This window comes from Marinospirillum sp. (assembly GCF_014859565.1).
Genome location: NZ_JACUUA010000127.1, coordinates 1 through 10,353 on the forward strand (window position 1 = coordinate 1; position 10,353 = coordinate 10,353).

Genomic DNA, 10,353 nt, shown 5'->3' on the forward strand with positions numbered 1-10,353 from the left:
AAAAATGATTACCGAAGCCGCTTTACAGCAACTGCTGAATGACTGGTCGAGCTGGACATTGCAGTCAGACAGACATGTACCAAGAGCGCTGTCCCGCGAATGTGTCATCAGCCCGGAAGTGGTTACCGTGATACAGGGTGTAAGACGTTGCGGTAAGTCCACTTTGTTACATCAACTGATGCAGAGCAATCAGATTTCGGATCAGCAAGCTGTATTCATCAATTTTGAAGATCCGCGACTGGTGAGTGATCTGGACTCCTCCTTGTTAGAGCAGTTATTTCAGCTGGTCGCCCGAGATATCAGCCAGAAGCGGACTTTCTTTCTGGATGAAATACAAAACGTCAGCAACTGGCAAAAGTGGCTGAATACCCAGCTTGAAATGAACAGTGGACATTGCTTTGTTGTAACTGGCTCCAACAGTCAACTGTTAGGTGGCGAGCTGGCAAGCTCACTGACGGGGCGGCATCTTCGCCATGAGCTTTTTCCATTTGATTTTGCTGAGTTCCAGCAACTGATGACTGCCGGAAATCTCGAACAATTTATCCGGTCCGGTGGTTTTCCTGCAGTACTGGATTTTCCTCAGCCGGAAAAATTGTTGCAGCAGTATTTTCTGGATATTGTTGAGAAGGATATTCGTGAACGTGTAGCCGCAAAATCAAGTCGTCCTTTGCAAGCCGTGGCCAAGATGGTGATGGAGTCTGTTGGATCAGAAATCAGTCTGCGCCGAATTGCAGGAAGTGTGCAGTTAAGCCCGGAAACAGTCAGTCATTACTTGCAAGCCTGTGAAGATGCTTACCTGATATTCAGTTGCCCCTACTTTGCTTATTCAGAAGCTAAACGTATTCGACATAACCGCAAGTATTATGCTGTTGATACAGGAATGAGACGAGCCATCAGTACCCGAGTGGGTGAGGATCTTGGCAAGGACTTTGAGAATCTGGTTTATCTGATATTGCGTCGTAAAGTTCAGGATATCAGTTACTGGAAAGGCAAGGGTGAAGTGGACTTTGTTGTTAATGGGCGTAACGGCCTCACACCAATCCAGGTCACCTATGGAGAGCCAAAACTACGGCATGAAGATGCACTTGAGGAGTTTTACACGCAATTCCCTCATGCCAATGAAGCCATCTATGTGACTCCTGATTCTCTGGCAGAACTGGAAGGGGTGGAGTTCTAAAGGCAGTTATCCGGTTTTGGCAGTCCCGCGTAACGAGCGGCGGTTTTGGCGGGGCTTTCACCAAAGAGTTGCATCAGGTAGATGCTGCTGGCTTTTTCTGCACCTAGTTGCTGGTGCAGGTGTTTTACCAGCGGTCGCATGGCGGGTGAGAGTTCATATTGTTGGTAAAAATCACGCAGCTGTTGAATCACTTCATGGTGAGCTGCAGTCAGCTGGCGTTGATCCTGTGTCGCCAGCAATTCGGCAACTTCAGTGCTCCAGTCAGACAGATTAACCAGATAACCTTCCGGATCAAGCGGTGGGCATTTACCAGCTGCAGACACGATCAGCCTCCAGACAGGCATTTACCCACTCTTCATCCGATAGCAGCTGGACAGAAGCTGTGCAGGTGTTCATCAAACCCCTGGCTTTGACATCACTGCTGAGTGCCATTAGCTGAATTTGTGGTGACAGGCGTTGCAGAAAAAGCTGATCCTGCAGCAAGGTCACAGCAGATTCAATCAACAGCAGTTGATCACCAGCAGCCAGCAAAGGCAGGCAGCTTTCGAGTTTGTGGCTGTTATTCAGTTGATGCAGGGTGGGCATGGGATATTGATGACCTCAGAAGCTGAGCAGGTTACGGCTGCAGGCCATGATCTGTTGCAGATCGGATGAGTTCAGCACCTTTACCGGCAGCAGCAGATCGCTGGATTCCAGCCCATAACGGGTTAGTGCCTCTTGTTGTACAAACACCTGATCAAGATCATACAAGGGTAAGGCTTTTAACATGGCCTGGATGCCTTTTAAACGCAGCTCATCCGGCTGTTGATCTTTCACCAGCTGCAACACCCCTTCAGCCACAAAAACCAAAGCGGTGGTCTGATCAAAAGTGGCGCTGACCAGTGCAACATCCAGTGCTTCTTTGGCGCTGGTGGCACTCAGAGGTGGCTGGGTGAAAATCACCAGCAAATCAAAGGAAGAAGGTTTCATCGGGTAAACGTCAGGGTTCGGTCAGCTTGTGCCATGCCATCCACCAGTTGCCCAAGGCCGGCCAGCACAAAACCCTCAGCAAGATTGTGGTGTTCCAGCCCAAAACGTGTGGCTTCTTTTTGATCCACAATACCGCGCTTTAAGGCGGCTGCAACACACACCAGCAGCTCCAGTTGATGTTCTGCCGCCAGTTGTTGCCATTCGCGGGTCAGGTTGATTTCATCCTGGGGTGGGCACACCAAACCATTGGCAAGATGTACACCTTCCTGATAAAAAAACACCCGACGGATCTGATACCCTGCAGCCAGTGCGGCACGGGCAAAACGCAAAGCAGAAAGGGGCGCCAAACTGGAGTAGGGCGCCCCACAGATGTTCAGAACAAAATCAGCCACTGAGTCAGATTCTAATCAGTCGTTGCTCATGCCCAGCAGAGACAGCAGGCTGAGGAACAGGTTGTAGATGGCAACAAACAGGCCAACAGTGGCACGAATGTAGTTGGTTTCACCGCCGTGGATGATTTCACTGGTCTGATACAGAATCAGTGCTGAGGAGAAGATCACAAAACCGGCACTGATTGCCAGATGCAGACCAGTCAGCCCCAGGAACAGATTAGCCAGTACACCGGCAATCAGCACCAGACCACCCACCAGCAAAAACTTGCCCATAAAACTGAAGTCTTTTTTGGTGACCAGTGCAAAAGCAGACAGACCAAAAAACACCAGTGCAGTCATGCTCAGAGCAGAAACCACTACACCGCCCATACCTGCACCCAGGTACATGTTCAGGATGGGTCCCAGAGAAAGCCCCATAAAACCGGTAAAACCAAAAACACTCAGCAGACCCCAGGCAGAATCAGCCAGCTTGTGAGTCAGGAACATCAGGCCATAAGCACCGATGAAAAAGACAAAAATGTTCAAACGCAGGCCGGTTACCAGTGCAAAGAAAGCCGTCAGGGCACTGAATGCCAGAGTCATGCCCAGCAGCATGTAAGTGTTACGCAGAACCTTGTGAGCCTCAACACTCAGCGTGCGAGTACCCGTTTGTGTGGTGGAAGCGTCGTAACGCATGGGTTAAGTCTCCTGCTCGGTTAAAATCAAATGTCCGGAAATATGACAACGTCCAAGCTTACGGGTTCCGGCGCAGAATGGCAAAGCCCTGTTTATATCCCAGCCCACCATTACCGTGTACACCACCCATCGTGATTGGGTGGTGGTGTAAAGTCTGGGTCATTTCGATCAAAGCGCGCAGGGCGGGCAGATTCCAGGGTGCACGATTTAAATTCATACCACCTTTTAATGTTAATGGATGCTGCGCTAGCCAGGCGGGGATGGCTTGCCAGGCATCCACAAACTTGCCATGCAGCAACAAGGCTAATGGTACTACCGGATAACAGGTATAGGCTTCCAGCAGTGCATCACCACTGTTAAACAGCTCAGCAAACTCCATTTCTGCCTGTAAGTTGGCATAATGCAGGGCTTTTTCCAGATGCCAGTAGCTGGCCAGTTCATCCAGATAATCAGCACCATCACCCTGGGCATAACCGATACCCACACCGGCTACTTCAATAGCGGGTTGTGTCAAATCAAAACTACCCAGCAGATCATCACGGGTCAGCAGCAGACCGCCGGTATAGTCGGTATAAGGGTTGGCGCAGTCCACACCCCGAAAGAGTTCGGTCTGGGGCTCCAGCCACTCAGGGTTAAGGTGGGTATCAGGAGCCGAACGCTGGTAGTTGCTGAACAAGGCATCACGCAGCTGACGAAAATCATCAAAAGTCATACCCTGCTCACGGCAGAAATAACGTGCCAGATCGGTGTAGGCTTCTGTCAGCGGGTAATCCTTGCCGTACACCTGCATTAGGCTAGTGCGTTCCTCGCGGGAATAACCCGTTTTAATGGCATCACTGCCTTCAATGAATACCGCTTCAAAGGCACCTTCACGCAACTGAGTTTGAGCGTAAGCCAGCGCTTCCAGCGGGCCACAACCGGAACGAAAGTGATTACGCGCGATGGGGGTGTCCCAGCCAGCCCCCATCGGGTCGATCACCAGATGCTCCAACTTCAGACCGGCTTCGGTTACCTGTTCACGCATGGAATCCAGCTCTGCCAGACTGCCCTGACCATCCTGACGACCTGCTGCAGCAATGATGTAAGCCTGATGCATGGTATTACCTTTTTTATCAAATGAACCGTAAAACCCCGTCATTCATGGCGGATACACTGCCTGTTGCTTCTTCCAGCCAGTTTAATCCTTCCAGTGCTTCTTCCCTGCAGGTGCCACAAACACTCGGATCAAACTCAAAATCACTGCAAACCTTTGGGCGTCCCGGCTGTTTAAAAATACCACACAGCTGATCTTGCGTCAGGTGGATGCAGGCAGTACCGGCTGGTTTGCCCTCCGGCATTCCGGCGATGGCAGAGGTGATGGAGGGTGCTATACAACAAGCACCACAACCGGGACGACAACCATGGCTAGTCGCAATGACCAGTGATTCATCCAGGCTCGACTCATCAGGGTTTTTCAGGGGAATCATGGTATTTTTTCACTTCCGGCTTTGTTAATATAGATGGTTATTCCCAGCTTAATAGTCAGGTATTCAGTTTAATGAAATCCCCCGAGCTACTTTCCCCTGCGGGCACCTTCCGCAACATGCAATATGCCTTTGCTTACGGCGCTGATGCCGTGTATGCCGGTCAGCCGCGTTATAGTCTGCGCGTGCGCAACAATGACTTCAAGCTGGACAAGCTGGGTGAAGGCATAGAATACGCTCACCAGCGCGGCAAGCTGTTTTTTGTTGCCAGCAATATTGCCCCCCATAACAGCAAAGTTCGCAGTTATCTCAAAGACATGGCGCCTGTCATCGAGATGAAACCTGATGCCTTGATCATGTCTGATCCCGGTTTGATCATGATGGTGCGGGAAAAATGGCCGGATCAGGTGATCCACCTGTCGGTACAGGCCAACGTGGTGAACTATGCCGCAGTGCGTTTCTGGGAGCAGCTGGGTATTCAGCGCATTATTTTATCGCGGGAGTTGTCGCTGGACGAGATTGCAGAAATCCGCCAGGAATGCCCAACCATGGAGCTGGAAACCTTTGTCCATGGTGCATTGTGCATTGCTTACTCAGGTCGCTGTTTGTTGTCGGGTTATTTTAATCATCGCGATCCGAATCAGGGCACCTGCACCAACGCTTGTCGCTGGAAATACAACACCATCCAGACCACCACCGATGCCACAGGTGACCTGATTCCGCTGGCACAGGCCAGTGATCAGGGTATCTGGACACCGGGGCAGGACATTGCTTCCACCAAAACGGCGGGCGGCACAGAGGGGCAAGAAGAACTTTCGGCATTGATCGAAGAAGCCAATCGTCCGGGTGAATACATGCCCATTTATGAAGACGAACACGGCACCTACATCATGAACTCCCGTGATCTGCGTGCGGTACAACATGTGGCGCGTCTGGCGGAAATGGGTATTGATTCCCTCAAGATTGAAGGACGTACCAAAAGCCATTATTACGTTGCTCGCACCACTCAGGTTTATCGCCGTGCCATAGATGATGCCGTAGCTGGTCGCCCGTTTGACATGGATCTGATGAATGCGCTGGAAAACCTTGCCAACCGGGGTTATACCGAAGGTTTTTATCGCCGCCATGTGCATGATGAATACCAGAACTACGAAACCGGCAACTCGGTGGGTATCCACCAGCAGTTTGTGGGTGAAGTGCTGGCAGCGGATAATCGTGGCTGGATTGATGTTGAAGTGAAAAACAAATTTGAGCTGGGCGACACACTGGAACTGATGACTCCGGCGGGTAATCGCCGCTTTAAACTGGATGCCATGGAAAACATTAAAAATGGTCAGGCAATGAGTGTGGCGCCGGGTACGGGTTACTTCGTTCGTCTTCCTCTACCCGGTGAATTGCTGGACGGTGAAAACCTCAAATATGCTATGGTGATGAGGGATTTACCAAACGGCTCAATGTAATTATTCAGGACGCAACATGGCGCAGACTTTAAACGGCAGCTCCGCTTTCACGCGCATCTGGTCGGTGGATAAATACCGCTTTAAAGCCGCACTACGCCCCTTCTCACTGGTGGTTGGTGTAATGAGCAGTGGTCTGGGGCTGGCGCTGGGCTGGCATGAGTCGGGTTCTCCCTGGCTGGTGGCACTGCTCACCCTGCTGGCCAGCCTGCTGCTGCAATCGGGTGTTAATCTGATCAACGATTATGGTGATCGTGATCTGGTTGCAGAACGCTTTGGGCACCTCAGCAGCGAACAGCAACATCAGATATCCACCAGTATCCGACTCAACTTTAATTATGGTCTGTTTGCCATTCTGGCCGGTGTCTTGCTGGGTCTGTGGCTGGTGATCCTGTCCGGCCCATTACTGATCTGGATCGGCCTACTGGGAGTGATCGGTGTGTTCTGTTATTCCCAGCCGCCGGTAGACTTTAAACGCCGTGGTCTGGGTGCTCTGGCGGTTTTTCTGCTGATGGGTGTGTTGATGGTGCAGGGTGCCTACTATGTCATGGCTCACTCACTCAGCTGGCAGATTTTCTGGTTATCCCTGCCATTAAGTCTACTGGTGGCATTATTGCTGCTGGCGAATGAACTGCGGGATTATGAACTGGATCAACTGGAAGGCCAGCGCACCCTGACTGTACGATTGGGTTATCAGCGCGTGGCACAAATTTACCGTGTGCTGCTGCTGACGGTGTTTGCACTGCCACTGCTGCTCTGGCTGCAAGGCGTGGCCCCCGGCATCTGGCTAACCCTGCTGGCACTGCCACTGATCATCAAGCCCCTGCAACTCTTAACCGCAGAACCCAAAACACGCAAACCCCTAACACCCCTGACTGGCCGCCTGCTGGCGGGATTTGGCCTGTTGCAAATTGTGGGTTATCTGCTGTTTGCGGTGCATTAACATGCAACTGGCGGATGCCCACTGCCATCTGGACTTTCCTGAGTTTGATGCTGATCGGGATCAGGTGCTGATTAAAGCCCGCGCAGCAGGCATCCGGCAAATCATCCTACCCGCCACCACCGCAAAGCGCTGGGATGGACTGTTAAAACTGGCCAGCACTGACCCCCAGCTTTACCCCTGTTTGGGCTTGCATCCGATGTTTATGACTCAGCATCGGTCAGAAGATCTGGATGCCTTAAAACAAGCACTGCAACAGAACCCGCAGGTAGTGGCAGTGGGAGAAATTGGTGTGGATTTCTGGCACGACCCCACAGCGGAGCAGCAGACACAACAATGGCAACTGCTGGATGCACAGCTGGATCTGGCAAAAGACTTTAACCTGCCGGTGGTACTGCATATCCGCAAGGGTATGGACGAAGTCATCCGGCGGCTCAGAAAAAAGCACCTGACCTGTGGTGGTCTGGTTCATGCTTTTTCCGGCAGCCTGCAACAGGCTCAACAACTGGTGAATCTTGGATTTCGATTGGGTTTGGGCGGCAGCCTGACCTATCCCCGCGCCAGACGTTTACGGCACATTGCCAGTCAGCTGCCGGCCACTGCTTTTTTACTGGAAACCGACAGCCCGGATATGCCGCTGGCAGGCCAGCAAGGACAGCGCAATGAACCGGCCAATATTGTTAAGGTGCTGAACTGCTGGGCAGATTTAAGACAAACCCCGGCTGCAGAACTGGCTTTAGAATTACAAAACAACCTGCAACAAACCTTTCCAAAAACCTTTCCAAAAACCTTTCCACTGCAAAAAACTCACTGATTCAAGGGTTTGATTTAACCTGCTGATTAAAACAAACTACAGGCAAGAAATTTAAAGGTAAAAAACCAGGGAGAGTAGTTGGTATGAATCGAGAAAAAATCACCGTGGTGCTGGTGGATGATGATCCAGCAGTCCGCCAGCGCTTTAAAGCCTCCATCCAGAAAAACCCGGCGTTGGAGTGGGTCGGTGAAGCCAGTGGTGTTAAGCAGGGCAAAGAGCTGGTGCTTAGTGAGTGTCCAAGAGTGCTGCTGGTAGATCTTGGATTACCGGATGGCTCCGGATTGGAAATTATTGATGAAATCAGCCAGAAACTGCCCGCTACGGAAATTATGGTGGTCAGCATGTTTGGTGATGAGGGTCATGTGATTCAGGCCATTGAAGCCGGTGCCAGTGGGTATATTCTCAAAGATACTGATGAAGCCAGTTTAGCAGAGCACATTATCCAGCTGTGTGATGGTGGCAGCCCGATGAGCCCAATGATTGCGCGGCACCTGCTGAAAAAAATGCAGGGCAGTGATAGCGGCCATAAACAACAAAATACTGAAGAACAGGATACGGTGGCACTAACCAAGCGCGAAATGGAACTGCTGAAACTGCTGGCGCGGGGTTATACCTACCGGGAGGTGGCTGATGATTTAAAAGTGTCCAGCCACACCGTTAACTCCCACATCAAAAATCTCTACCGCAAGTTGTCGGTCAAAACCAAAAATGAAGCGGTGTTTGCTGCAACACGTCAGGGATTATTAGATATGCGGAACCTGAGTTAAAAAAGCATGAAAAAAATCTGGCAAAACTATGTCACCTGTGGGGGCGGTTTTCATCCAGAAAGCCGCCACTACCGTCGTGCTTATCTGATTAATGCCATGTTACTGGCAGCCCTGGCGAATTTTGGCCTTTTTGTACTGCTGAATTTTCTGGTGTTTGATTTGTTGGCACCCGGCTTATTAAACCTTTTTGCTTTTATTGGCTCACTGGGGGCAGCGGTTTATTTTCGCCGCAGTCGAAATATTGTCAGAGGGGGTTTTTACACCACTGTGATTATTGGCATGGCACTGGTCAGTTATCTGTATATAGAGCAGCACTACCAATACAGTCTGTTCTGGCTGGCCACTTTTCCACCCTTTGCCTATTTTTTGAACGGATTAAGGCGTGGCAGTTATGCTGTACTGCTGGTGTTTTTACCAGTTTACCTGCTGCTGCTGACTGGGCTAGAGCGTTGGGAACCGGCACCCTACAACATTGTTTCTCTATCCAATATTGTCATTGCTTCATTGGCACTAACAGCGCTGGTCTACTTTTATGAAAAAAGCCGCCATGAGGCCGTTGCCAAACTACGCCACAGCAAGGAACGAGAAGCCATAGAAAAAGAACGCAATCGCCTGCTGCGGGAAATGCATGATGGTTTGGGTGCTCAACTGACTACCGCACTTTATGCTGCCAAAGGTGATCATGCCAGTGTCACTGAGCTGGCTGATTATCTGCAGCTGGCGCTGGATGACCTGCGCATGATGATGGACTCGCTGCAAACCTTTGATGGTGATGTGGCTACTTTGCTTGGGCAACTGCGTTACCGCATGGAACGCAGACTACAAAGTGCAGGGCTGGAATTGGTCTGGCGGGTGGATGATTTGCCGGACTTCCCCGGGATGACACCCCAGGATGCCCTGAACCTGCAGCGTATAGTGCAGGAAGCGCTGGTGAACGTGATTAAACACGCTGCAGCGACCCGTGTGGAATTGAGCGCCCGAATGGAGAATCTGGCTACCCTGTGCATTTGTATCAGTGATAATGGGCAGGGATTACATGAAGCAGCAGACAGCTGCGGCAGAGGACTGAATAACCTGCATCATCGAGCAACAGAATTAAAAGCCGAGCTGCATTTAGGCAGTAACCCCAGCGGGCAGGGCTGTCGAGTCACCTTACAGCTACCCATCCGCAATCTTGAACAACCCAAAGCAGAGCGCACATGAGCAGGACACCCAAAGAAACCAGCGGTTATGTACCCACCTTCACCTCATCAGGATCTGCACTGCGCACCCTGAGAACCGGAAAGAGCAACCCCAACTGGCAGGCTGCGGCAGAGTTTTTACTGGAACGCGCCGCCCCGGATGTAAAACTGCTGGTGGAAGCTGCCGCCCAGATCCAGATGGAAAAAGACGGCCTGCGGACCGACAAACGAGAAGTAGCTGTACGCCCTAAAAGTAGCCTGAACATCAAAATGGATCTCAGCTGGCTGCAATGGGTGGTGGTTGGCGCGGCTGGAGTCGGGTTAGTGGCGCTGTTGATCTGGATAATCAACAACGCCACGTTGAGGGTGTGTTAGAGGGGTGGGCAACTCCACGCGGCAGCGGGTAGATTGCCATCCAGATCATTCCACTCGACTTCAAAGGCGGAGCAGTTTCCAGACTGTCCACTCAATGGTTCAGACAGTTTCATGATGCAATAGCACCGTAGTTGCAAAGCTCC

14 protein-coding genes are annotated in these 10,353 nt (G+C 51.2%); 7 read left to right on the forward strand and 7 right to left on the reverse strand.

Features of this window, described 5'->3' with window-relative positions; all coding sequences use genetic code 11:
- Positions 1-1,177, forward strand: a 1,177-nt coding sequence (locus IBX50_RS13705) for an ATP-binding protein (protein WP_292256718.1), incomplete at its 5' end; no start/stop codon positions are given.
- Here the strand turns inward: IBX50_RS13705 and IBX50_RS13710 are convergent.
- The 7 genes from IBX50_RS13710 to IBX50_RS13740 are packed head-to-tail and all read right to left on the reverse strand — an operon-like array spanning position 1,174 to position 4,679.
- Positions 1,174-1,521, reverse strand: a complete 348-nt coding sequence (locus IBX50_RS13710) for a TusE/DsrC/DsvC family sulfur relay protein (protein ID WP_292256720.1) — start codon at positions 1,519-1,521, stop codon at positions 1,174-1,176. The two genes, IBX50_RS13705 and IBX50_RS13710, sit on opposite strands and share 4 nt — an antisense overlap.
- On the reverse strand, positions 1,484-1,762 hold the full coding sequence (gene tusB / locus IBX50_RS13715) for a sulfurtransferase complex subunit TusB (RefSeq protein WP_292256722.1): 279 nt from the start codon (positions 1,760-1,762) through the stop codon (positions 1,484-1,486). The genes IBX50_RS13710 and tusB overlap by 38 nt, the downstream gene beginning before the upstream one ends.
- Positions 1,763-1,777: 15 nt before the next feature.
- Positions 1,778-2,146: a sulfurtransferase complex subunit TusC gene (gene tusC, locus IBX50_RS13720; RefSeq protein WP_292256724.1), complete on the reverse strand. Its 369-nt coding sequence runs from the start codon at positions 2,144-2,146 to the stop codon at positions 1,778-1,780.
- The gene (gene tusD / locus IBX50_RS13725; protein ID WP_292256726.1) at positions 2,143-2,538 is read right to left on the reverse strand and encodes a sulfurtransferase complex subunit TusD; all 396 of its coding nucleotides are present in this window, start codon (positions 2,536-2,538) and stop codon (positions 2,143-2,145) included. Before tusD ends, tusC begins: the two co-directional genes overlap by 4 nt.
- Before the next feature lie 15 nt (positions 2,539-2,553).
- Positions 2,554-3,213 carry a Bax inhibitor-1/YccA family protein gene (locus tag IBX50_RS13730; protein ID WP_292256727.1) on the reverse strand — a complete coding sequence of 220 codons (660 nt, stop codon included), beginning with the start codon at positions 3,211-3,213 and terminating at the stop codon, positions 2,554-2,556.
- A gap of 58 nt (positions 3,214-3,271) precedes the next feature.
- Positions 3,272-4,309 (reverse strand): hypothetical protein, encoded by a 1,038-nt coding sequence (locus tag IBX50_RS13735; protein WP_292256729.1) that lies wholly within the window; start codon positions 4,307-4,309, stop codon positions 3,272-3,274.
- A gap of 16 nt (positions 4,310-4,325) precedes the next feature.
- Positions 4,326-4,679 carry a YkgJ family cysteine cluster protein gene (locus tag IBX50_RS13740; RefSeq protein WP_292256730.1) on the reverse strand — a complete coding sequence of 118 codons (354 nt, stop codon included), beginning with the start codon at positions 4,677-4,679 and terminating at the stop codon, positions 4,326-4,328.
- 71 nt (positions 4,680-4,750) lie between these two features.
- On the opposite strand from IBX50_RS13740, the gene yegQ reads away from it, so the two are divergent.
- The 6 genes from yegQ (at position 4,751) to IBX50_RS13770 (ending at position 10,210) form a co-directional block, all read left to right on the forward strand.
- Positions 4,751-6,136: a tRNA 5-hydroxyuridine modification protein YegQ gene (gene yegQ, locus IBX50_RS13745; protein ID WP_292256732.1), complete on the forward strand. Its 1,386-nt coding sequence runs from the start codon at positions 4,751-4,753 to the stop codon at positions 6,134-6,136.
- A gap of 16 nt (positions 6,137-6,152) precedes the next feature.
- Positions 6,153-7,076, forward strand: a complete 924-nt coding sequence (menA, locus tag IBX50_RS13750) for a 1,4-dihydroxy-2-naphthoate octaprenyltransferase (protein WP_292256734.1) — start codon at positions 6,153-6,155, stop codon at positions 7,074-7,076.
- A gap of 1 nt (position 7,077) precedes the next feature.
- Positions 7,078-7,887 (forward strand): TatD family hydrolase, encoded by an 810-nt coding sequence (locus IBX50_RS13755; protein WP_292256735.1) that lies wholly within the window; start codon positions 7,078-7,080, stop codon positions 7,885-7,887.
- 83 nt (positions 7,888-7,970) lie between these two features.
- On the forward strand, positions 7,971-8,654 hold the full coding sequence (locus IBX50_RS13760) for a response regulator transcription factor (protein ID WP_292256737.1): 684 nt from the start codon (positions 7,971-7,973) through the stop codon (positions 8,652-8,654).
- Between the two features lie 6 nt (positions 8,655-8,660).
- Positions 8,661-9,857 carry an ATP-binding protein gene (locus IBX50_RS13765; RefSeq protein WP_292256739.1) on the forward strand — a complete coding sequence of 399 codons (1,197 nt, stop codon included), beginning with the start codon at positions 8,661-8,663 and terminating at the stop codon, positions 9,855-9,857.
- A complete protein-coding gene (locus IBX50_RS13770) occupies positions 9,854-10,210 on the forward strand; it encodes a hypothetical protein (protein WP_292256741.1) in 357 nt (118 codons plus the stop codon). Before IBX50_RS13765 ends, IBX50_RS13770 begins: the two co-directional genes overlap by 4 nt.
- Positions 10,211-10,353 lie beyond the last annotated feature (143 nt).

Excerpts from the sequence above, each read along its gene's own strand:
- IBX50_RS13710 (WP_292256720.1), bottom strand. The coding sequence starts at position 1,521 with ATGCCTGTCTGGAGGCTGATCGTGTCTGCAGCTGGTAAATGCCCACCG.
- tusB (WP_292256722.1), bottom strand. The coding sequence starts at position 1,762 with ATGCCCACCCTGCATCAACTGAATAACAGCCACAAACTCGAAAGCTGC.
- tusC (WP_292256724.1), bottom strand. The coding sequence starts at position 2,146 with ATGAAACCTTCTTCCTTTGATTTGCTGGTGATTTTCACCCAGCCACCT.
- IBX50_RS13730 (WP_292256727.1), bottom strand. The coding sequence starts at position 3,213 with ATGCGTTACGACGCTTCCACCACACAAACGGGTACTCGCACGCTGAGT.
- IBX50_RS13735 (WP_292256729.1), bottom strand. The coding sequence starts at position 4,309 with ATGCATCAGGCTTACATCATTGCTGCAGCAGGTCGTCAGGATGGTCAG.
- IBX50_RS13740 (WP_292256730.1), bottom strand. The coding sequence starts at position 4,679 with ATGATTCCCCTGAAAAACCCTGATGAGTCGAGCCTGGATGAATCACTG.
- yegQ (WP_292256732.1), top strand. The coding sequence starts at position 4,751 with ATGAAATCCCCCGAGCTACTTTCCCCTGCGGGCACCTTCCGCAACATG.
- menA (WP_292256734.1), top strand. The coding sequence starts at position 6,153 with ATGGCGCAGACTTTAAACGGCAGCTCCGCTTTCACGCGCATCTGGTCG.
- IBX50_RS13755 (WP_292256735.1), top strand. The coding sequence starts at position 7,078 with ATGCAACTGGCGGATGCCCACTGCCATCTGGACTTTCCTGAGTTTGAT.
- IBX50_RS13760 (WP_292256737.1), top strand. The coding sequence starts at position 7,971 with ATGAATCGAGAAAAAATCACCGTGGTGCTGGTGGATGATGATCCAGCA.
- IBX50_RS13765 (WP_292256739.1), top strand. The coding sequence starts at position 8,661 with ATGAAAAAAATCTGGCAAAACTATGTCACCTGTGGGGGCGGTTTTCAT.
- IBX50_RS13770 (WP_292256741.1), top strand. The coding sequence starts at position 9,854 with ATGAGCAGGACACCCAAAGAAACCAGCGGTTATGTACCCACCTTCACC.